Below are 24,123 nucleotides of genomic sequence, written 5' to 3' on the forward strand. Positions count from 1 at the left end.
CAGGGGCATTCCGGTTATGGTAAAATCTCGATCCGCACCTGGCCGCTTGTCATGGCGGACTTTGTCACATTCACCGGCGGGCCAGTGATGCCAGGCAGGAGGAAATAGCCCGTGCCCATGTGCATGTATGAAAACAGGACGCCCTGGAAGGTCAGCGTGCGGGACACCTCCGGGAGGCCGGCATTGAAGGGATTGGTGTCCTTCAGTGTCATTGTGCCGATGAACGTGCCTTTGGTTAGGTCAATCTTGGTGATCTTCACCTGGCTTGGGTTGGGAGTGGAAGAGGAGAGCACATGCGTGACACTCATGCTGAACACCTGGTCCAGGTCGATGAAACTCCTCACGTCTTCGATCCCGCCATCCAGGAAGTCCAGCCGGTACGTCGCAGGCGCTGGACGGTCCAGCAGCGTCTTGCCTGCCACCGGTGGCAGGTATTCACTGCCATTGGCTTGAAGCGTCGCGCTCTCAAATCCATTCCCAAAGGCGCGCATCACCTGTGGCTTCTTGTGCCAGCGCAGCGGCCCGGTCACCAGACGAGTGCCAGCCGAGATGCGCAGCGTCTGGGTGAGGGATCCCAGGCCCTTGCCAAACACAACAAACAACGGCACGCGGCCATCCGCCCACACTGCTGACGTCTGAGCTGGGATCACCGTGCCATCTGCCAGCTGCCCCGACCAGCTCACCGCACCTGCAGGTGTGACGGTGAAGGTCAGGAAGCCGTCTCCCTGGGGGATGCTTGTGGCCGTGGAGGTGGGGGGCAGCACCACCGTGAAGTTGCCCTTGTAACTGTCTGCGGGCTTGGTCTTCGCGTCCCAAACATGACGTCCGCCTTCCAGCTCCAGGCTGACCGGTTCAGCTCCAGGCAGCGTCACATCGCCTGAGATAAAGTCGGTCTCATCATCATTCATCCGCACCACCAGATCCACATTTGGTTTGCCCGTGCGCTTCACACTTGTCCGCAGCACCGCATGTTCAGGATCTGGCTCCGCCGGATTCTCCGCCGTGCTCAGCTTGCCGGTGAAGGGATGGCTTCCGGCTCCTAGTTTCAGCGTGCCCGAGACAGCTCCCGTCTTCGTCACCGTTATGGTCATGAAACCACCGAGTCTGTCCGTCAGCGTGGTGTCACTCTCAATGACCGCTGAGAAGCTGCCCACCACCGTGGCCGGGATGTCCAGCACCGTGATATCAAAGCTGATCGTGTTGGACTCACCTTGCACGTTCTTCGCCTTCACCGTCACCGTGGAGGTCTTGGCTTCAGAGGGATATCCCGTGATCTTGCCGCTGGCATTGGAAAGCGTCAGCCCCTTCGGCAAACCGGTCGCCATGTAGGTCACCGGTCCGTTCTGAGTCGGGATGCCCAGCTCGTAACTCGCGCTAATGGCCGCCAGCGGGATCGGATCAGGCACCGTCAGCACCGGCACAGCGCTCACGCCGCTCTGAGTCACCGTGTGCGTCTTGCCACCCACATTCACCGTCGCCGTGCGCGCTGTCTTGGAAGCATTTGGAGCCGGGATGAACGTCACTGAAGTCGTCCCAGGCGCTGGTGGCACAAAGCTCAGCCACGAAACATTCTCGATCACCCCAAAAGGCGCATTGGCGATGACCGCCAGCTCATACGGTGGGCTGTCTGCAGACACCGTCACATCCGGCCCGATGCTGCAGGTGCCCAGCGTTAGCGTCACCGTGGCAGGACTGCTTTTACCGCGATAGGCATCACCTGCGGCATAACTAAATGTTCCGCCAGAAAATCCAGCCGCCCCGGTGAACACCAGCGTGTTCCCCACCTTTGTCACCTTGCCCGCCGTCGCAGCCGGCTGCGTGAACGAGGCGATGTTCAGCACATCTCCCGGATCCACATCATTGCCTAGCACCGGAATCACCACCTGCCCACCGGGCAGCACCACCGCCGAGTCCGCCACGGCCACCGGCAGGCGGTTCAGCGTGGTGAAAGTCTTGTCTTCTCCATTGGCCGATCCCATCACCCCCTCGGCACGCACCCTGAAGTGATACTTTGTGTTAGGTAAAAGCCCGGTGATCGTCGCGGACACGTTGGTTTTTGAGTAACCTGTGACGGTATCCGGCGTGGCTGCCACCTGACTGCCATAGTCGGGGGTTGTTCCATATTCAAAGAGCACCCAGCGTTCTGAGCCTCGCGCATCCACCTCAGTTTTCAGAGTGGCTCCATCCATGGTGACTCCCGTGACCGTCGGTCTGGTTGTGGCGGGTGGAGTCGAGTCACCACCTGTGGCGGTCATGACGATGTCAAAATAGTATTCGTTGAAGTCATTGTTCGTGATGCGCAAAACCGCACTCCTGGCCCCCTGGTCACCCGGGCTGGCTTGCACGACGAAACTGGTGTTTCCCCCTGGGGGAACGGGGGCGGTTGGTGGAACAAGGATTGTGTAGTCGTAAGGGTTTTGCCCGGACTTGATGAAGGTCAGGTCTGTGAGGTCTTCATTGCCAAGATTGTTGATGACAAAGGTCTTTCGAGCCACCCCCCGGGGCCAGCCGCTCGCGACACGTCCGAATGACACAGTGCCGCCACTGGCCACGTTGACCCCTGCTTCACGGACCTCGATTTCAGACCCCCGTCCAAAGCATTGGATGCTGAAGGTATAAACCGGCTCATCAGGGGCATCACTCCGGATGGTCACAGTGGCAGTTTGCAAGCCTAGGGCGCGCGGTGAGCATGTGATGTCAAAAGATACCCGGCCATTGCTGCTTGTGTAGGTTTGTGCCGGCTGGCGTGAGACGAAGAAATGGTCGCTGTAAAAATGGTTGCCGTAAATTTCCACATACGGGGTGCCGGTGAATTGCAGCATTCCAACACCTTTATTGGCGATCCAGAAAGTGCGCTTCACCGTGTCACCCACTTGCGGCACATTGCCGAAATCGGTGAGGTCGCCGGATTCGGGCGTCGTGTCTCCGTTGACGATTTCCTTGCCATTGCCCGTCACAGAGATGTCACGCAGGGCTCCCTCAAAGATGACCATCGAACTGCCGGAAGATACTCCGGATCGGCTGGGCAAGCCAGTGATTGTCTTGCCAGCCAGGACACCCCTGGAAAAGCCGCCCTCGCGATAGACGTTTACAGGAACTCGGCTGCGAGTGGCAGAGCTGTCGTCTCCGAGCTGGCCATCGTAGTTGTAGCCCCAAGCCACCAATGTGTTGTCTGTGCACAGGGCCAGGTTGTGCTTTTCCCCGCAGGCAATGCTGACGACTGTTTTGTCGGCGAGTGCGCTTGAGCCGGGAGTGATATTCACCATCACAGGCAAAGTCCGGCTCATTCCGCTGTCATCTCCGATCTGACCCTCGTCATTCTCCCCCCAGGAAGCAATCGTCCCATCTGAGCAGAGCGCTATGTTGTGGCTTTCGCCAGCGCAGATGGACGTGACAGTCTTGTTCGCCAGTACCCCGGTCACAGACACCGTCACTGGCAGCAGGCGGGAGGTCGTCGAGCCATCCCCCAACTGCCCTTTTGCATTGCCTCCCCAGGCCACCATGCTGCCATCCGCGCACAACGCGACACTGTGAGACCAACCCACTGCCATGGATGTCACTACCTTTCCCGACAAGGCGCTCATTCCTTCCGTGGCATTCACGGCCACGGGCACCCGGCGTTGCACGGAACCGCCGTCTCCCAACTGACCACTCCCGCCGGCACCCCACGCGGCGAGAGTGCCGTCCGAACATAAGGCGAGATTGTGACTCGAGCCTGCTGCCAGAGCCGTCACAACTTTGCCATGTAGAGTGCTAGTGCCGGTCGCAGTGTCCACAGGGACTGGGACGGCGCTGTCGGTGATGGTTCCGTTCCCGAGTTCAGCATTATAGTTGCTGCCCCATGCGCTCACCGTTCCATCGGAGCAGAGGGCGAGACTGTGATTGTACCCTGCGGCAATCGCCACGACCTTCTTACCAGACAGGGAACTGACCCCATCTGTGGTATTGACCCCCACCGGCGCGCTTTTCTTGACCAAAGTATTGTCTCCGAGCTGGCCCCACTGGTTACTACCCCAGGCATACACTTTACCCTCGGTCGTCAAGGCCAGCGTGTGTGCTCCACCCTGGGACACCTGGGCAAGGGTCTTTCCTTCCAGCAAGCCACTGATATCTGCCAGTTCCGGTGTGTCATGCCGGAAATCGCCGTAATTGCTAACAGCAAGCTGCCCTGAAGAATTGTTTCCCCATGCGGCCAGCACGGTCCTGGGCCACAGCAGCACCAGATCATTGTTACCCTCGCCGCCGTAATACCAGACCACGAACGGATACGTCACTCCATTGTAGTTGAGGTTCACTGTCGAGCCGTTGGGGAGGTTGCTGAAAGTGCCTTCAAGGAATGCAGGCCCGGTATTTTTCACCACCGTCAGATTTGTCCCTGGTTCTGGCGCGAAGTTCAAAGTGAGGCTGGCTTCCCCCGTTGCTGCATAGTTGTCTGCCGTGACGGCAGCGTCGACGCCATTGTCAAAGCTGAAGCCTCCTAAACTGCCCACTCCCTGAATGCCAAAAGTGTAGAACGACTCGTCGTGATCATCGCTCATCACGCTAACCGTGGCATGGCGGATTCCCGCTGCCTTCGGATCAAAGGCAATCTGGAAAGTTGTCGTTCCGCTCAGTGGATCCAATGGAGAGACAGGTCCGGATGCCACGATGAAATCGGCAGCATGAGGGCCGCTGATGGTCACCTTTGGTGCACCGGTCAGATTTAGCTCCGCCATCCCGGTGTTTGTAATGGTAAAAGTCCGCACCCTTGCCTGGGTATTCAACAGCACCGTGCTAAAGTTCGTATGGTCGGCAAAGTCCGGGCTCATGTCCCCGTTGAGAATCTCTCTGCCATTCCCTCGGACGGTTATCTCGTTGAACGGCACTCGATAAATGGACAACACATGAGAGGCAGTATGACATGCGCTCGGCAGGCGTGAGACTCTCACGCCACCAAGGGCACTAACTCCCACGATCTGCTCGACAACCACGGGCCTGCTACCCCCGCTTCTATTGTTGACGCCCCAAAACACAAGCGTGTTGTCTGCGAGTAGCGCCAAAGAAGATGCGCTGGCCGCAGCAACGCTCACCACTTGCTTGTTCGACAATGCACCGGAAGTGATTGAGACCGGCAGTGCACGGCCCGGCAAAGTGTCCCCAAGTTGCCAGCTCGAATTATCGCCCCAGCCTGTGACAGTGCCGTCTGTGCAAAGTGCCAGACTGTGACTATGCCCGGCAGAGATAGCTGCCACATTCTTGCCAAAAAGAGCGCTGGTGCCACTGGCGCTGTTCACCGGCGCCACCACGGATCGTTGCGAGACGGTATCCCCGAGTGCACCGGAACCCCATGACATCAGTGTGCCATCGGAACATAGAGCCAGATTGTGACTACGGCCTGAAGAGATGGAAACCACCTTCTTCCCATCCATAGCTACGGCATCAGCCCCTGTGCTCACCGGTGAGAGCCTTTGAATCAGTGTCCCATCTCCCAGTTGGCCTGACCCATTGCCCCCGCAAGACACCATGGTTCCATCCGAGCAGAGCACCAGGGTGTGATCCTGCCCCGCACTCACAGACACGGCAGATTTGCCGGACAGAGCGCTGGCTCCGCTGAGGGTGTTCATCATCACTGGCATGGGGCGATTTTGGGTTGTGCCGTCCCCGAGCTGCCCGGAGTCATTGCGGCCCCAGCCCACCACGGTCCCATCAGAGCAGACGGCCAGACTGTGATTCCTGCCTGCCGTCAGATACACCACTTCTTTTCCATATAAGGCACTTGTACCACTTTCAGTATTCACTGCCACAGGCAGGATGGCCTCGGTCGTCGAGCTATTGCCGAGCGCGCCATTAAAATCGGATCCCCAACTATAGACTCGGCCTTCGGTGGTGAGGGCTAGGCTGAAAATGCCGCCTTGAACGACTTGTACAACCGTTTTGCCAGCCAGGACCCCCGCCTGATCCACTCGCGTGGGAACCCGCTTGTCGGCTCGTGTTCCATCTCCGAGCTGGCCGTATAAGTTGTGTCCCCACCCAGCTACCAAGGTGTACGGCCACAGCAGCACCAGATCATTGTTCCCCTCACCGCCATAGTACCAGGCCACGAAGGGATAGGTCGCACCATTGTAGCTCAGGTTCACTGTCGCCCCGTTCGCCAGATTGCTGAAAGCGCCCTCAATGAACGGAAGCCCAGTGTTCTTCACCACCGTCAGGTTCGTGCCGGGGTCGGGGGCAAAGTTCAGCGTGAAATCCACCTCGCCCGCAGGTGCGTAGCTGGAGGCTGTCACCGGCACATCCGTGGCTGCATTGAAGGCGGCAGACAGCGCGGCATCCGCGCTCGGAGCGGCCAGAAGCAAACCCGCCAGGGCTGGCAAAACACAGCGCGAGACAGCACGCAGGCTTACGCGAAAAAGAGAACGAAAAGTCAGATCCAGGCTCATCAAAAAAGGGCCTTTAGGCCAAGCTCTTAACATCGCCTCAAACCTGGCCTGACTCAATGTGTATTTACGCCGTCGTTACGGCCATCTCGACCATCGATTCGCAGACAAATGCGTTTCCCCCCAGCCTTTTCACTCTTCATTTCCACCTTTTTCCGATCTACGTGACCAGAAGCAGCGGATGTGACCACTTTGACCGTTGCATTCCCCCCCTGCCGCCTAGAATCGCCCTCCGCGCTGGTGCGGGCATCCATTTTCCTCCTCCCTTCGAATTTCACCCATCATGTCTCATAAAGTCCTCATCATCGGTGCCGGCGGCGTCGGCCGTGTCGTCACTCACAAATGCGCCCAGCTTCCGGAAGTCTTCGGAGAGATCATGCTGGCCAGCCGCACCAAGTCGAAGTGTGACAGCATCGCCGCTGAGCTGAAGCGCCCCATCCAGACCGCCGCCGTGGATGCGGACAATGTGCCGGAGCTCGTCAAACTGCTGAAGGACTTCAAGCCCGAGGTCGTTATCAATGTGGCTCTGCCTTACCAGGACCTCACCATCATGGATGCCTGCCTCGAGGCCGGCGTGCATTACATCGACACCGCGAACTACGAGCCGAAGGACGTCGCCAAATTCGAATACCACTGGCAGTGGGCCTATCAGGAGAAATTCAAGGCCGCCGGCCTCACCGCCCTCCTCGGCTGCGGTTTCGATCCTGGCGTAACCAATGTTTATACCGCTTACGCCCTGAAGCATCACTTCAGCAAGATCGACACCCTCGACATCCTGGACTGCAACGCTGGCGACCACGGCAAGGCCTTCGCCACCAACTTCAATCCTGAAATCAATCTGCGCGAGGTCACCGCGAACGGCCGCTACTGGGAAAACGGCCAGTGGGTCGAGACCAAGCCGCTTGAGATCAAGCGCAGCTTCCCGTTCCCGGACGGCATCGGCCCGAAGAACATCTACTGCCTCTACCACGAGGAGCTGGAAAGCCTCACCAAGCACATCCCCATGCGCCGCGCGCGCTTCTGGATGACCTTTGGCGATGCCTACATCAAGCACATGGAAGTGCTGGTGAACGTCGGCATGACCGGCATCCATCCCGTGAAGCACAAGGGCGTGGACATCATCCCCATCGAGTTCCTCAAGACGCTCCTGCCAGAGCCCGGAACCCTCGGTCCTGATACCAAGGGCAAGACCTGCATCGGCAACTGGATCGAAGGCACCGGCAAGGACGGCCAGTTCAAGCGCTACTACGTTTACAACATCTGCGACCACCAGGAGTGCTACCGCGAGACAAACAGTCAGGGCGTGAGCTACACCACGGGCGTCCCCGCCATGATCGCCGCTCGCCAGCTCCTCACCAATCCGGCGGAGTATCGCCAGCCCGGCGTCTGGAACGTCGAGCAGCTCAATCCAGATCCCTTCATGGAAGACCTCAACAAATACGGCCTCCCCTGGCTTGAGACCTTCCCAACGGAGCCCCTTCCTGGCGAACCTGCCGCGAAGTAAGACGAACCAAAGATTCTTCAAAAATCACAAGAGCCCTTCCTTCACAGGAAGGGCTTCTTTTTTACCTGGCATCTCATATTTCAAGGCATGGTCGTGATCTGCACGCGTCCGCTCAGCGTCGGGGACTTGGTCACATCCACCGGCGGGCCTGCGATGGCTGGCAGCAGGAAGTAACCCGTGCCAAAGTTGAGATGTGGCACCAGCACACCCTGGAATGTCACCGGGCGTGAAACTTGCGGTAGGGAGGCGTTAAAGGGATTGGGATCCTTTAGCGTCATCGTGCCCATGTAGGTTCCCTTCACCACATCGATCTTTGTGAGCTTGATCTGTGCGGGATTTCCCTCCGCCGGCCTGGAACCCTGATGCTGGGTGCTGATGCTGAAGCTAATGGAAGGCACAAACTGGCTGGCGTCCTCAATCCCGCCGCTCTTGAAATCCAGGTTCACAAGGGCCGGTGCATTCAGCCCGAGGATCGTCTTGTTCGGGCCCGGCGGCACATACTTACCACCCGAGGCCTGAAGCGTCGCGTTCCCGAAGCCATCCGCATACGCGCGCACCACCTGTGGCTTCTTGTGCCAGCGCAACGGGCCGGTGGCCGCACGCGTTGCGGAAGATATAGTTAGGCTTTGGGTGAGTGATCCGAGGCCCTTCCCAAACACGATGAACAACGGCACTCTACCGTCCGCCCACAGGGTGCAGGTTTGCGCCGGCATCACCGTGCCGTCCGCGAGCTGGCCGGACCAGCTCACAGCGCCTGCGGGTGTGACCGTCATGGTCAGGAAGCCGTCTCCCTGCGGAATGTCCGCCGCGGTGGAGGTGGGCTGCAGGGCCACGGTGTAGTAGCCTTGGTAGTTGTCCGCAGGTTTGGTCTTGGCATCCCAGACGTGGCGGCTGCCTTCCAGCTCCAGGCTGGCGGGCTCGGCTCCTGCAAGGGTGACCTCGCCGGAGATGAGGTCGGTTTCGTCATCATTCATCCTAACCAAGAGCTCGACATTGGGCCTGCCTGCGCGCTTCACGCTCGTGCGCAGCACGGGATGCAGGGGATCAGGAGCGGCGGGGGTCTCCGCTGTGTTGAGCCTGCCGGTGAAGGGATGGCTGCCTGCGCCGAGTTTCAGCGTGCCGGTGACACCGCCGGTCTTGGTCACGGTCATGGTCATGAAGCCGCCGAGCTTGTCGGTCAGTGCCGTGTCATCTTCAACAAGAGCTGAGAAGCTGCCCACGACGGAGGCCGGGATATCGAGCACGGTGATGTTAAAGCTGATGGAGCTCGAGTCACCCTGCACGTTCTTGGCTTTCACGGTGACGCTGGAGGTCTTGGCCTCGGTGGGATAACCCGTGATCTTGCCGGTGGCATTGGAAAGGGTGAGGCCTTTGGGCAGGTTGGTCGCGGTGTAGGTGACGGGGCCGTTTTCAGTCGGGATGGCGAGCTCATAGTTCGCGCTGATGGCGGCCTGCGGGATGAAGGGTGGCACGGTGAGCACGGGCACGGCGCTCACGCCGCTCTGAGTCACCGTGTGGGTCTTGCCACCGACGTTCACGGTGGCGGTGCGCGATGTCTTCGAAGCATTAGGAGCTGGAATGAAGGTCACCGAAGTCGCATTCGCGGCCGGAGGCAGGAAGCTGAGCCACGAAGTGTTTTCGATGACACCCCAAGGCGCATTGGCGGTCACGGTGAGGGCATACGGCGGACTGTCTGCAGGAATAGTGACGTCGGGTCCGATCTCGCAGCTTCCCAGTGTCAGCGTCACCGTGGCAGCAGTGCTTTTACCACGGTTGGCATCCCCGGCGGCATAACTAAATGTGCCGCCATTGAAGCTAGCTGCCGCGGTGAAGACCAGGGTGTTGCCCACCTTCGTGACCTTGCCCACGGCCGGTGCTGGCTGGGTGAAGGAGGCGATGTTCAGGACGTCTCCTGGATCGGTGTCATTCGCCAGCACCGGGATCACCACCTGCCCGCCCGGCAGCACCACGGCGGAGTCCGCCAGCGCCACTGGGAGACGGTTGAGCGTGGTGAAAGTCTTGTTCTTGGTGACCGCCGAACCCACGGGGCCAGCGACACCCGCACGGAAATGATAGGTCGTGTTCGGCAGCAGGCCTGACAGCACGGCGGAGATCTGGGTGGGGCCAGCCGTCACGGTGCCCGGCGTTGCCTCCACCCGGCTGCCGTAGGTGTTGGTGGTGCCATATTCAAAGTAGACCTGACGCTCATGGCCCTTGCCATTCACCTCGGCTTTCAATGTCGCTCCATCGAAGGAGATGCCCGTGACAGATTCTTTGCCTGCTATTGGCGCGGAACTACTAACGCCGCTCATCGTGAGATTGATGAAGTAGCTGCCTTCATTGAGATCGTTGTTTTCGATCTCCAGAGTGGCTGTTCGTGTGCTAAAGTGGCTTGGATTGCCTTGAATAGTAAAGGTGGTGCTGCCTCCAGGCGCTACTGATCCGGCGGGCTGTGTGAGCACCGTAAAATCGTCAGCGTTTTCGCCGTATTTGGTGACCTGCAAGTTGCTGGGAATGTTGGTGCGCCCTCTCAAATCCGCCGTCCCAAGGTTGTTGATCACGAAGGTTTTCACGAAGGACTGGCTGTTGCCGGCGACCGCCACTTCTCCGAGTGCAAACGTGCTGCCGCTGGCCACGTTGTTTCCGGACTCACGGATTTCGATCTCCGGTGTCACACCCGTGCCACGGACCACAAAAGTGTAGGGATCTTCATCGGGATCATTGCTGCGGATCGTTACCGTGGCTGTACGCACCCCCAGACCGTTGGGGGTGAAAGAGAGTCTGAATCTCGCCAGTCCACGGCTCGTGATGGTGGTTGGCAGCGGCGGGGGGGAAGTGCCGTTATTGGGATTGTAGAGAACGAATGAGAAATTCCCAGGATTGGGGCCGCCGATCGTCACAAGTTCGCCAAACGGGGGATTGGGATTCAAAGTCAGCCGTTCAATTCCCCGATTAGAGATGGAAAAGTCATGGACGGCTGACTCCTGCAAAAGCACGGGCTCAAACTCGGTGAGATCTGCCGGGCTGGGAGTGGTGTCACCATCCACGATCTCCACCAGAGTGTTGCTGGGTGTGCCTGGGAAGAGTCCGGAAACTTGAATCTCTGGTGGTGAGGGAGTGAAGATCGCCACGGAGCTCTCGCTGTCGGTGAGCGAGACTGGCAGACCTGTCACCGGCAGGCCGGCGAGCACGCTGACATCCTCTTCTGTGCTGACGAGACCGGGCACTGATCGTGTAGTCGTGGAGTTGTCTCCGAGCTGGCCGCGACTGTTGGCGCCCCAGCTCGCCAGGCTGCCGTCCGAGCAGAGAGCCAGATTATGTCCTGAGCCCACGGCAACGGCGGTCACCGTTTTGCCATGCAAGGCACTCACGCCCGCAACTGTGCTGACCGCGACCGGGCTGAGCAAGCTCCTTCCCCACTCCGCGACGGTGCCATCCGAGCACAGGGCCAGACACTGATCCGCAGCTGCCATGCTCACCACCGTCTTGCCGAAAAGCGCGCTGCTGCCCTCGGCCGTGGACACTGCCACCGGCTCGGAGGGATTACCTGTCGTGCCGATCCCCAGCGAACCGTTGAGATTGCTACCCCAGCTCACCAGTGTGCCGTCAGAGCAGAGGGCCAGGGTGTGCATGGGACCTGCCTTCACGGACAGCACTGTTTTTTCAGCCAGAACTCCATACACAACAGCCCTGGGCAGGCTGCCGCCTGACTCAAAGCCATTGCCAAGCTGGGCGTTGCTGTTTGACCCCCAGGCGGCCACCTTGCCATCTGAGCACAGGGCCACGCTGTGGAAGCGCCCGGCGGTGATGGCGGTGACCGTTTTGCCCATCAGAGCGCTGACGCCGATATTGTTCACCTGGACGGGGATCGAAAGTTGTGTCCCTCCTGCAGCCCCAAGTTGTCCTTGAGTGTTGCTTCCCCAGGCGCTCACGGTGCCGTCAGAGCACAGCGCCAGACTATGATTGGCACCTGCTGCAATGGCCACCACCGTCTTGCCTGCCAGCGAGCTGCCAGCGTCGGTCTGGACCGGGTAGGCGGACCTGCCATCTCCCCCCAAGTAGCCCAGCTGCCCCGAGTAAGAACTGCCCCATGAGTAGACCTTGCCCTCTGTCGTGAGCGCGAGGCAGTGGGAGTCTCCCATGGCGAGCTGGACGATGGTCTTGCCCTCGAGCACGCCAGTCCGGTCCACTCGCGTAGGCGCCAGCTTGACGGGGGGGAAGGTATTGGGAAAAGACCCGGTGAGCTGGTAGTCTTGATTGTCTCCCCAGCCTGCGATGAAGGTCTTGGCCCACAGCAGCACCAGATCGTTGCTCCCCTCGCCACCGTAATACCAGGCCACGAAGGGGTAGGTCTTGCCGTCGTAGGTCAGGTTCACAGTGCCTCCATTTGGCACTCCCGCAAAGGTGCCTTGAATGAATGAAGTGCCAGTGTTTTTGACCACTGTCAGATTTGTTCCAGGTGCTGGCGCGAAATTTAGCGTGAGCTGGACGGTGCCAGATGCATACAGGCCATCCGTGGTGATCGGCACATCGGATGCCGAGTTGAAGGTGAAATCAGGGCTGACACCCACACCCTGAATTGTGAAGACATAAGTGCTTTCGTCAGTATCATTATTGGTTATGCTTACAGTTGCCTTGCGGAGGCCTGGAGCCGTGGAGTTGAAGGCCACCTGAAAGCTGGACTGCCCTCCAAAGGAAAGCGAGCTGGCAGGCTGGCTGGTGACGGTGAAATCACTCGCGTTCGGGCCGCTGATCGTCACCTGGGGGCTGCCCGTCAGGTTCAGCGGTGCCGCTCCGGAATTAGATGCGGTGAACATCCGCGTGACTGCGCTGCCTTGAACGATGGCCCCGCTAAACGTGGTGTGGTCACCCAGGCTGGGTGACGTGTCACCGCTGGCGATTTCCATGCCATTGCCGTTGATAGTGATCTCAGGCGTGGCTTGCACGCCATAGATTACCACAGAAAATCTAGCGTCTGGCGCAGATCCTGCCAGCGCCGTGACTCGCTGACCGGCAAGAGCACTTGTCCCCGGAGCCGTATTCACTGCCACGGCCGTGAAATAGCTGGACTGCGTGCTGCCCTTCCCGATCTGGCCGTAGGTGTTATCACCCCACGCCACGACCGTTCCGTCAGAGCACAGCGCCATGCTATGCGTCAGCCCGGCTGACAAAGCTGTCACTGTCTTTCCAAACAAGGCGCTCTGGCCCGAGATTGCGTTCACCTGCCGAGGGAAAACACTCCTGTCCCACGTTTCGGACGGCCCCATGCCGAGCCGGCCTTGGTAAGCCCACCCACACGCAGCCAGAGTCCCGTCTGAACACAAAATGATGGTATGCTGCTGGCCTGCGACAAGGGAGGTCACTTGACGGCCATGCAGGAAGCTTACCCCAGCCTCGGTGTTCATCACCGTAGGAGTCAGCCTGTTCGTCATGGTTCCATCACCCAGATTGCCGTGCTGATTCAGGCCCCATCCCACGACGGAGCCATCTTCACAGAGCACTAGACTGCTCGAGGCTGCGGCCGCCAGAGATCTCACCGCTTTTCCAGCCAAGGCGCTGCGTCCGAGTTCTCGATCCACGAGGACCGGCACCCACCGGTTTGTTTGGCTGTTGTCTCCCAACTGTCCATAATGGTTGCGTCCCCAGGAAACCAGGCTGCCATCACTACATAGCGCCAAGTTGAACGACTCACCTGCGGCGATGGAGGTCACCGTCTTGCCGGCAAGGGCACTCAGCCCCGCCGTCGTGTTCACCAAGACTGGCATCTCCCGTGATGTCTGGCTGTTATCTCCGAGTTGACCAAATGGGTTGTATCCCCAGCTGACCAAGGAGCCATCACTGCAAAGGGCCAGGCTGTAGGAGTCACCGCCTGCGGCCACGGCCACCACAGTCTTGCCGTGGAGAGCGCTTACACCGCTGTCTGTGTTTACCGGTGCTGGCAGGGAAAAGCTTCCCGGAGTGGTGGCGGTAAAGCCCAGAAAGCCATTTTTGCCCCATGCATACACCCTGCCTTCGGTGGTCAATGCAAGCGTGTGATAAGTCCCGCAGGACACCTGGACGATCGTTTTGTCCGCCAGCACACCCGTTCTATCAACCATCACTGGAGCATCACGCTGAACGAGCGTGCCATCTCCAAGAGTTCCATGTTCATTCCAACCCCAGGCAGCGAGTTTGGTGTGCGCCCACAGCAGCACGAGATCATTGTTTCCCTCACCGCCGTAATACCAGGCCACGAAGGGGTAGGTCTTGCCGTCAAAGCTGAGGTTCACGGCCGCGCCGTTCGCCAGATTGGTGAAGGCACCGACCATGAAGGGCACTCCGGTGTTCTTCACCACGGTCAGGTTCGTCCCAGGGGTGGGCGCGAAGTTCAAGGTAAAGTCCACGTCACCTGCAGGCGTGTAGCTGGCGGCCGTCACAGGCACATCAGCGGCGGCATTGAAGGTGGCCGAGAGGGCCGCCTGCGCGCTGGGGGCCGCTAAAAGCAGGCTCGCCAGAACGGGCAAGGTGCGGCAGAAGACTTGGCTGAGAGAGGAACGAAGGGACGAATTCAAGCGCATCGTGAAAGGCTATTAAGCTAGACGTCTAGTATGCCTCCTCAACGCGCCTGATACAATATGTATTTACGCTGTGTTTACAGTCGGATGAGCGATGTATTGCTATTTCAAGCCCCTCGTTCTGGCGAACGAGCCTACGAGAGTGTGCAAGCGCCCGCTGGCCTAACCACTAATACCGCAGCAGCTTCCGCAACTCCGCGGCGATGCTGGAAGCCATCATGATCATCTCTAGAGTTCCTTTCTCGGAGGAGGTGAATCCTGGGCTCAACGCACTTTTTCGGCGCAGCACCCGCAAAGCCAGCGATGCGAGTTGTCGGGCATTCGCACCCTGCGTAGTCCGCCCCATGTCTTTGCGCGATAATTGTCTGGGGCTGTTTCTTCGAGTAGTCGCGTAAGTGCAGCGCGGGCGAGGCGCGCTGCCTCACTTTGGCCCTTGAGATTGCATGCCGCTTCCTCTTCGAGGATGGCTAGAGCCTCGTCGAGCTTTTCTGATTCGGGGGCTTCCAGGTCCAGGTGTTTTGCAAGCGCGGTCATGAACTTCAGCTCACTCTCCACTTCCTTGGCCACCTCAGCCCCCGCCATCAAAGGCACACCGGCAATCCCCAGCTGCAATCCAGCGCTGAGCAACTTCGTTCCGCGTGCAATCCACGGGGCCGTTTTTCTCCACCATTCTCGATCCTTCGTGAACTCCACGGCACCTTCAGTCCAGGCGTGAATACCATCCGCAGACTCGCAGTAGGGCGTGATCACATAAGCCTTCTTGAAGTAACTCGCCGGATTCCATGCACTCCGGTCCTTGGTGTGAATGGAGATAATCCCCGGTGCCGATGTGGCATCGCGGTCATTCAGCAGCTCGTTCATCTGGGCCAGATATTCGTGCAGCTTCAGTTCGGCCTGCTGCTTGAACTCGTCGGAGAGATGGGCTTGTCCTTTGAGGAGCTCGTTCAGTTTGTCAGCGTGATCATCTGCCCACTCCACCACTGTGCAAATATCACGCACGAACGGTTTGGCCCAATCTGGTTCCTTATCGAGTTCCTCTCGTAACATTCTCCTGACTCTCTGTGCGATGAAGTCGTTGAAACTGCTGAACCCCCCGATAAGCACACGTGGGTCTACTTGATGATCTTCGAACTCACAATCGATAGCCTCCCTTTGGTTAGCGAGAGCAGTATAGATACGCTTTTCGGTGTACAGACCCTTGCATCGGTGCTCGCGACCAGCAGCACTCACCTTGATGCAACCGAAAGAACGTTCCGCCGATAAGCCCCCAAAGAAAGAGAAGACGGCTTGGATGTATCCATTGATCTGCTCGCACATCGCTTGAGGAAAGGCGGCTCGGACTTCGACACGAAGCACTCTCTCATCCGGCACAAACTCGCACAAGGCCTCGCTTGGCACTGGACTATTCGTCCTCAAGAACACGCCATTGTGCCAGTAGATTCCTTTGGGGTGGCCCGCCGTTTTCACAATCATGTGATGAGTCTTCACGATGAATCGGCTCATGATGCCCATCGGCGGGCGAATGTTAAGCTTGTATTCCATCCTCCGCATCTTGATCCCATCTTCGTCACTCCATGGTATCGGAGGTGGCACATACCCAAACCGCAGAGGCACGAGGCAGCATTGGCTAATTCCTTCCAGATCATAGCACAACTCAAACTCCTTCATGCAGTTATGGAAGGTCGAAAACATACCGTCATAGTTTGCATCGCTCCAGATAGCCTCCATTCGCTTTAACTCGATCTCACCCTTATCTTCAGAGAGCTTGCCATCTTCCATCACCTTGCTGATGGCCTTGGTCAGCCACTGGGGTTTGATCACCACGAAATCGCTCAGATCGGGGCAATCCGGAAATTGCGTGATGGCGCCAATGCGTTCCATGGCACCAGCCGCGCCATCATAGTTATCTGAATTCACTGAAGCCTTTTTCAAAATAGCATTCAGTTTTGCTCGCGACAGGTGGGCAGTCTTCGTTCTCGCTTTGGCTTTCAGTGCCATCTCCGCCCTTTCGTAAGTTTGGGGCCAGGGTGTTCCCATAAACTCCAGGTTGGCCGCAGCTCGCCGGAGAAAATCACGAAGCTTTTCAATGTTCTTGCCATTTTCACACCCCACAGGAAAGAACCACTCCTCCGCCAGCATCTCGGCGTATTGAGTTTGAATGCGGTCCATCGGAATGTGAGGAGAACGTTCTTCACATTGGCTGATGACGATGGCAACCTTGGCTTTAGGTGCGCGGGCACGAATAGTGTCCAACCAATATTCCGCTCGATCTATCAAGAAAAGATCGCGGCACTTGAAGACCAGCAGATAAAGCGCCTGTGACGTCAGAAAGAACTGATGGGTCTGATGGCTGATTTCCTGCCCCTCAAAATCCCAGATGTTGAGTGTGATATCTTTGGCGCTATCGGCCTCGTCATCGGGATTCTTCACTATCCAAGGCACCACATCTACACCACGGGTGGACACTTGCTTGCGGAATGGTTCTCCACGCAAAGCACGGGAAACGCAGGTCTTTCCTTCGTTTCCATCCCCTAGGATAAGCAACTTCGCCTCGTAGCGCTTGTTCGCGCCTTTACCCATTTCACGAAGATAGCGTTTGATGCCATCAAGGCCGCTGTTATAAGCGGCATCAAGTTCGGGGTGGAGCGGATTTCTTTCGAGATTGAGATCGGCTAGGTATTCGAGTTCGACCAACCACCCGGGGAGAGTTCGCAGATGACAATCTTGAGCCCAGATAGTCTTTATTGCCGACAATCTCCGAATGACTTCAGGAAATTCTTCCAACGGGCATCCGCCAGCATTATCACCTAGGTCTAGGCTTGTGAGAGCTTGGCAGCCTGCTAACTCCAAAGGTAAACTGCGAATATTGTTATTCCCGATCGCCAAATCTTCGAGGGATTTTAATGAGCCTATCCAATCTGGAATGTTTTCAATCCGATTGGAAAATAAATTCAATAACCTAAGCCGCTTAAGTCGTGAAATGGAAACGGGCACAAATTCCAGTTTATTGCGTGCTAGGTTTAACTCCTCCAATTGGGCCAACTCTTTTATTCGTTCCGGTAGCGTTGTTAGGTTGTTGTTGGAAAGATCGAGGTGCTTTAGTTGCGTTAACTTGAGCAGCTTGTCAGGCAGCACCTTCAGTTGGTTTGAGGCTATGCTAAGTGATTGCAACTGGTTTAGATGTTGCACGCAATCAGGGAGTCCATTTAGTAAATTATACGAGATGTCTAGTGTCTGCAAAGACGTTAGTTGGCTCAACGTTTCCGGCAGGTCCCTCAATCGATTGTTCGAGATGTCCAGCGTTTGTAAAGCCGTCAACTGCCCCAGCCATTCAGGTAGCACTTTCAGGTCATGGTTTGCGAGTAGAAGAGAGCGCAATGTTCCGAGCTTGCTTAGCGTCTCTGGTAACTCGGTCAAATTTTCGCCTTCTCTTCGTGTGTGCAAGTCGGTCAAATCCAACTTGGTAGCGCCTGAACGAAGAGCTGCCTTGATCTTTTGTTCAGCTTTCCTGTAAGCCTCATTATGTGCCATGGTAAGTGATGGAAAGAATTGTGAAACAGGCATGCTTGATCAAATGAAATGACCAAGGGGTGGCTAATCGATGGAATCCAAGCGAGAAATCTCCGTGTTGGCAAGACAGTGCTCAAAACGGCGTGGGGATTGTCTACAAAAACTGGCCGAGGATGCCGTCACAAGTTCATGCAGCGTTGCAGCGGTGACTTTTTCGCCTAACGACTAATACCGCAGCAGCTTTCTCAGCTCCGCGGCGATGCTCGAGGTGGTGGGACGGTGGCTCTTCCACAGGTTCGGGTGATACGGGATGGGCGTGTCCTTGCTGTTCAGGCGCAGGGGCGGAGCATCCAGAAGATGGAAGGCCTCGCTGGCGACTCGCGCGATGACTTCAGAGGTCACACCGCCCCAGGGGAAGGCCTCGCCGACCACGAGCAGACGACCGGTTCGGGCCACGGAGGCCAGGATGGTGTCCGTGTCCATGGGCTTCACGGAGCGCAGGTCCACCACCTCCACCTCATAGCCGTCCAGACGCAGCTCCTCAGCGGCGCGGAGGGACTCATGCAGCATGGCGCTGTAGGTGACCACGGTGGCGTCACGTCCGGGCCGCGCGATGCGTGCCTTGCCGATGGGCATGGACTGGCCAAAATCGTCCGCCTTCAGGTGGTAGTAGAGAAACTTGTGCTCGCAGAAGATGACCGGGTCTTCCAGCTTCACGCTGTCCAGCAGCATCCAGTAGGCATCCTCCACGGTGGCGGGGGTCAGGATGACCAGGCCGGGATAGTGGGCATAGATGCTCTCCATGCTCTGGCTGTGGAAAGGGCCGCTGCCAGCGGTGCCGCCGGAGGGCAGGCGGATGGTGATGGGGCAGGGGGTGTTGGTGCGCCAGTAGAGCGTGGCCGCCTGGTTCACGATCTGGTTGAACCCGACGGAGGAGAAATCCGCGAACTGCATCTCAATGATCGGCCTCGCGCCTTCCACGGCGGCACCGATGGCCATGCCGATCATGGCGTCCTCGCTGATGGGCGCATCAAAGACGCGCCCGGGGAACTCCCGGCCGAGGTTCTTTGTGGCTTTAAAAGCTCCGCCGAAGGTGCCGATGTCCTGCCCGTAAAGGAACACATTGGGGTTCTCTTTGAGGGCTTCGTATTGGGCTTCGCGGATGGCTTCGAGATACGTGATGCTGCTCATCCTTCCTGCCCCTCCACGAGCCAGGCGGTCGAAAGCGCCTGCCAGTTTTCCCGATACGGATCCGGCGCGGGTTCCTTCATCACCAGCCCCATTGCCTGCTCCACCTCACGTTTGGCGTCCTGCTGCATGTCTAGCACATCCTTTTCCGTCAGCCAGCCGTGCTCCACGGCCTGCCTCTGCGCCACGGCCAGGCAGTCACGGCCTTCATGCGTGTGCTTTTGCAGGTCTGGCACATAGGAGGCGTCATCATGCTCACCATGTCCGCCCAGCCTGAGCAGGCGGCCCACCACGATCTGCGGCCCTTCGCCAGCGCGCGCCTGCTGATAAGCGGCGCGGAAAGTCTTCACACACTCCAGGAGGTCCGTACCGTCCACGCAGTGCCCGGCCACACCATAGCCGGCGGCACGGTCCACAAGGTTTTCACAGGCATACTGGCGGGCAGTGGGGGTGGAGTAGGCGTATTGATTGTTCGCGATGCTGACCACAAGCGGCAGTTTCTCCACGGCGGCCATGTTCATGCCTTCATGAAAAGCGCCTGTCGAGGTGCCGCCATCACCGATGCTGGTGGCACCCACGGTGTCACCGAGCCGCCCCTGCAGCCTGCGGGCAAACAAAGCGCCCGCGACGACGGAAAGCAGGCTGCCGAGGTGCGAGATCATGGCCATGTAGCCGATCTTCGGCTGCCCGCGGTGGATGTTGCCATCACGACCGCGCATGGGGCCGGTCACGGTGCCTAGATAGGTGCGCAGGGTATCGATCACCGGCTCGCCATAGGCGATGCGCCCGGCCTGGTCGCGAATGAGCGGGCCATAGACATCCTTTCCCCAGCGGAGGTGGATGCCTGACGCGGCGCTGAAGGCCTCCTGGCCACGGCCGAGGTAAACCCCGCCGACGATGCGGCCACCTGCACGGTAGAGACTTCCCAGTTTCTCCTCCAGCGTGCGTGAGAGCACCATGCTGCGGAGAGCCTTCAAAAAGTCCTCTCGGAACTCAGCGAGAGGCTCAGCGGTAGTGGAGGTTTTGGAAGCGGCGGAAGGCACGGCAGATTTCGGGAGGAAATCCCGGTCTCCAAGAAACCAAGGATACCGGACATCCAGTAAATGCTTTCACACTCCCCTGCGGATGTCCAGAGAGGAATCACACCCCTAGGCGGTTCTCAGTTCAGTGTTCTCGGTTAGAGGCACTCCCAAATGTGTTACCCATGTTCTGAACCTGTACCGAGGGGCACGGGTGAATGGTACGGATAGGTCCCATGGGGCCTATATGAATGAATGCCCAACTGGGAACCGTGAACTGAGACCGAGAACCCAAGGAGAACTTCCATACGCCCTACAAAATTGTAATCGCCTCCTCCTCCGTCCGTCGCTTAAATCGCGGTCAATTCAGCCGAACTCCCGAACGTGTTTGAACTCTTCCAGGCCGCGATCACGCCGCATCAAATCCTCCTCTCACTTCTCCTGGTGCTGGTGGTCCTCTACTGGCTCCTCGTCATCTTAGGGGCGCTGGACTTTGAAACCGACCTTCCAGACGATCTCTCCGATGGCGATGCGGATGTGAGTCATGGCCACGGGGTGAACACCGGCGGTGCCTGGCTCACGGCGGGGCGCTTCTTTGGCTTCTCGCAGGTGCCCATCGTGGTGTGGATGAGCTTCATGATCCTCTTTATGTGGTTCATCTCCCTGGCGCTGAATGAGCTGTGGAATGCCGAGGCCAGCACGGGCCAGGCCCTGCTGCTCATCCTGCCGAATCTCCTCCTCAGTGCCATTAGCACGAAGCTGGTCACCATTCCGGTCGCGAAGCTCTTCAAGGCCATGGCGGATGCGGACACCGAGGCGGAGGAGGTCATCGGCCGCACTGGCATCGTCTGCTCCATCGAGGCGGACGAGCGCTACGGCCAGCTCGAGATCAATGCACGCGGCGTGCCGCTGCTGATCAACGTGCGCACCCGGCCCGGCGAACCAACTTTGCCGAAAGGAACCCCTGCGCGTGTCACCGAAGCCGGCCCCGACCACGTCTGGTATTTCATCGAGCCTCTCCAATCATAAATCATAAATCAAAAATCGTAAATCATAAATATGCATCCCACACCACCCCTCGCCGCCGTCCTGCTGGAAGGCAGCATCCTCGTCGTCGTTATCGCCGCTGGCATCCTTCTGGGCGTGCTCATCCTCTTCTCGCGCTTCTTCCGGAAGGTCACACAGGGCCAGGCCATCGTGCGAAACGGCATCGGCGGCACGAAGGTGTCCTTCAATGGCATGATCGTCATCCCGGTGGCGCATCAGGCCGAATACATGGACATCTCCGTGAAGCGAATCGAGATCGAGCGAAAGGCCAATGAAGGCCTGATCTGCAAAGACAACCTCCGCGCGGACATCAAGGTGGCCTTCTTCGTGCGGGTGAACAAAACTCCGGAGGACGTGCTGCGCGTGGCGCAGAGCATCGGCTGTGCCCGTGCCAGTGCGGTGGACACCATCCGCGTGCTCTTTGATGCGAAGTTCTCCGAGGCCCTGAAGACGGTGGGCAAGCGTTTCGACTTTGTGCAGCTTTACAATGAGCGTGATCACTTCAAGAGCGAGATCCTGAAGGTCATCGGCACAGATCTGAACGGCTTCACGCTGGATGACTGCGCCATCGACTTCCTCGAGCAGACCCGCCTCGAAAACCTCGATCCCGACAACATCCTCGATGCCGAAGGCATCAAGAAAATCACCGAGCTCACTGCTGCCCAGGCCAAGCTCTCGAATAACATTCAGCGTGACAAAGAAAAGGTCATCAAGCAGCAGGACGTGCAGGCTCGCGAGGCCATCCTGGAGCTCGAGCGCCAGCTCGCCGAGACTGAGTCCAAGCAGAAGCGTGATGTCGAAAGCGTGCGTGCCCGCGAGCAGGCTGAAACCATGAAGGTGCAGGAAGAAGAGCGCCTGAAAGCCGAACGCGCGAAGATCGCCGCGGATGAGGAGATCGCCATCGCCACGGAGAACAAGGACCGCCAGGTGCTCGTCGCCCAGCGTAACAAAGAACGCACGGATGCGGTCGAGGTGGAGCGTGTCACCCGTGACCGCGATCTCGAGATCATCGATCGCCAGCGCGTGACCACGCTCAAGAGCATCGAGAAAGAGAAGGCCGTGGAAATTGAGAAGAAGAACATCCAGGAGGTCATCAAGGACCGCGTGGCTCTGGAGAAGACCGTGGTGGTCGAGCAGCAGAAGATGAAGGACACGGAGGCCTTTGCCACCGCTGATCGCGAGAAGCAGGTGGCCCTGACCAATGCGGAGAAAAACGCCCAGGAGCAGCTCATCCAGAAGATCAAGGAAGCCGAGGCCGCCAAGCAGGCTGCCCAGCTCGCTGCTGAGCAGGCTGCCTTCACCGCCATCAAAGCTGCCGAGGCCGCCAAGCAGTCCGCCGAACTGCATGCTCAGGAAATCCTCACGCTTGCCGAGGCTCGCCAGGAATCCGCCGCCAAGGATGCCTCCGCCGAGAAATCTCTCGCTGAAGGCAGAACCGCCAGCTCCGCCGCCATCGGGCTTGGCGAAGCCCAGGTCTTGCTCGCGAAGGCCGAGGCCTCGCAGAAACAGGGCACTGTGGATGCCGAGGTTACGCAGCTCAAGCTCGCTGCTGAAGCTGATGGCATCACCAAGAAGGCTCAGGCCATGAAGCTGCTCGAAGACGCGGGTCGTGCTCACGAGGAGTTCAAGCTCAACCTCGACAAGGACAAGTCGATCGCCCTCGCGGAGATCCACATCCAGAAGGACATCGCCGCCGCCCAGGCCGGCGTGCTCGGCGAGGCCATGAAGTCTGCGAAGATCGAGATCATCGGCGGCGAAACCCAGTTCTTCGACAAGATCACCAACGCCATCGGCAATGCCCGCGCCATCGACCGCATGGTGGAGGGCAGCCGCACGCTCACGGATGTGAAGGAAACCTTCTTCAATGGAGATCCCGACTACTTCAAAGCCCAGCTCAAGACCATCATCGACCAGTTTGGCCTAACCAGTGAAGATACCAAGAACCTCACCCTCAGCGCCCTGTTTGCCAAATTGATCGGCCTCAATCCTGATGCCAGCACCGTGAACAAGCTCACCGGCATGATCGGCGCCGCCTCCAGGTTCGGCCTCACCGAGCAGACCGTGGCGGGCCTTCTCGCCTCCAAAGCAGTAAAAAAGTAATCCCGATGCCCGCGCCACTCCAGGCCTCCGGCACTCGCGCCAGCGTCCTGGAGTGCGCCAGTCCTCTGGCGCTCTCACGTGTCCCCTGATCTGCAAAAAGGCCACCAAAGGCCCGAGCACTCCCCAAGCCCCCCTCGCGCGTATCGTTCACGCTCATCATACTGGCCGCTCACTGCCCCATGGTTGATCTCCTTCCATCACCCAATCTTGAAAACGCTCGCGACGCGATTCGCAAAACCTTGGACGAGCCTGCGCCGTTCCAACCGCTCTGGGATCTGGCCAAAAAGCTTCGTGACGAAGGAATGCCTCAATCAGTCATGAATGACCTCTTTGCGGAGTTTCAAAGCCGGCATGAGAATGATGTCGATGAGACACGCTATAATGCTGTCTTGGATGTCTTGGATTACGTTGTCGGCTGGTGTGCGGGTGATGAGCTCTATCCCGCCAACAAGTAACCTATCGTTGTCTTCCAATGGCCATCGCCGCTCCATCCGCCCACAGCACGACCTCCTCACCCGAGATCGTGGATCGGGAGATCGTGGTCTTGCTCCCCGACCAGGAGCCGGAACATTGGAAAAAAGTGACGTGGGGCACAGCCACCCGAGTCGTCTGGACCGTGATCTCCGTGGTGCTTCATCTCGCGGCTGCATCCTCGACCCCTGGATGGATCGTCGTCCTCATCCTTCTGCATCTGGTCTGGTCCATCACCTCCATCTGGCGAGACACCCATGGCTGAAACTCTTTCATCGTCGAACCCCAACGGGGTTCCGAACCTTTATACTGTGTTG

The 24,123-nt window shown here is 58.5% G+C and carries 10 protein-coding genes; 5 read left to right on the plus strand and 5 right to left on the minus strand.

What is annotated here, in order from left to right; all coding sequences use genetic code 11:
* Positions 1–14: 14 nt before the first annotated feature.
* Positions 15–6,416, minus strand: a complete 6,402-nt coding sequence (locus BGE01nite_RS05980) for an RCC1 domain-containing protein (protein WP_170266624.1) — start codon at positions 6,414–6,416, stop codon at positions 15–17.
* Between the two features lie 280 nt (positions 6,417–6,696).
* Between BGE01nite_RS05980 and BGE01nite_RS05985 the strand changes: the two genes are divergently transcribed.
* Positions 6,697–7,917, plus strand: coding sequence for a saccharopine dehydrogenase family protein (locus BGE01nite_RS05985; protein ID WP_146849440.1), 1,221 nt, complete (start codon positions 6,697–6,699; stop codon positions 7,915–7,917).
* Positions 7,918–7,997: 80 nt separating this feature from the next.
* Here BGE01nite_RS05985 and BGE01nite_RS05990 read toward each other — a convergent pair whose 3' ends face one another.
* From BGE01nite_RS05990 to BGE01nite_RS06005, 4 genes are all read right to left on the minus strand, one after another.
* Positions 7,998–14,468: an RCC1 domain-containing protein gene (locus tag BGE01nite_RS05990; RefSeq protein ID WP_170266625.1), complete on the minus strand. Its 6,471-nt coding sequence runs from the start codon at positions 14,466–14,468 to the stop codon at positions 7,998–8,000.
* A gap of 267 nt (positions 14,469–14,735) precedes the next feature.
* Positions 14,736–18,035 (minus strand): leucine-rich repeat domain-containing protein, encoded by a 3,300-nt coding sequence (locus tag BGE01nite_RS05995; protein ID WP_146849445.1) that lies wholly within the window; start codon positions 18,033–18,035, stop codon positions 14,736–14,738.
* A gap of 171 nt (positions 18,036–18,206) precedes the next feature.
* A complete protein-coding gene (locus tag BGE01nite_RS06000; protein ID WP_146849448.1) occupies positions 18,207–19,172 on the minus strand; it encodes an alpha-ketoacid dehydrogenase subunit beta in 966 nt (321 codons plus the stop codon).
* Positions 19,169–20,212 (minus strand): thiamine pyrophosphate-dependent dehydrogenase E1 component subunit alpha, encoded by a 1,044-nt coding sequence (locus BGE01nite_RS06005; RefSeq protein ID WP_246145670.1) that lies wholly within the window; start codon positions 20,210–20,212, stop codon positions 19,169–19,171. Before BGE01nite_RS06005 ends, BGE01nite_RS06000 begins: the two co-directional genes overlap by 4 nt.
* 360 nt (positions 20,213–20,572) lie before the next feature.
* Here BGE01nite_RS06005 and BGE01nite_RS06010 point away from each other — a divergent pair, with 360 nt between their 5' ends.
* The 4 genes from BGE01nite_RS06010 (at position 20,573) to BGE01nite_RS06025 (ending at position 24,071) form a co-directional block, all read left to right on the plus strand.
* Entirely contained in the window at positions 20,573–21,217 is a 645-nt protein-coding gene (locus BGE01nite_RS06010) for a hypothetical protein (RefSeq protein WP_146849450.1), read from the plus strand.
* A gap of 30 nt (positions 21,218–21,247) precedes the next feature.
* Complete coding sequence (locus BGE01nite_RS06015) at positions 21,248–23,335, plus strand: flotillin family protein (protein ID WP_146849453.1); 2,088 nt, start codon at positions 21,248–21,250, stop codon at positions 23,333–23,335.
* 179 nt (positions 23,336–23,514) lie between these two features.
* The gene (locus BGE01nite_RS06020) at positions 23,515–23,790 is read left to right on the plus strand and encodes a hypothetical protein (protein WP_146849455.1); all 276 of its coding nucleotides are present in this window, start codon (positions 23,515–23,517) and stop codon (positions 23,788–23,790) included.
* Positions 23,791–23,807: 17 nt separating this feature from the next.
* Complete coding sequence (locus BGE01nite_RS06025) at positions 23,808–24,071, plus strand: hypothetical protein (protein WP_146849458.1); 264 nt, start codon at positions 23,808–23,810, stop codon at positions 24,069–24,071.
* Positions 24,072–24,123 lie beyond the last annotated feature (52 nt).

Source organism: Prosthecobacter gellanilyticus, from assembly GCF_007992435.1.
Taxonomy (GTDB): Bacteria; Verrucomicrobiota; Verrucomicrobiia; order Verrucomicrobiales; family Verrucomicrobiaceae; genus Prosthecobacter; species Prosthecobacter gellanilyticus.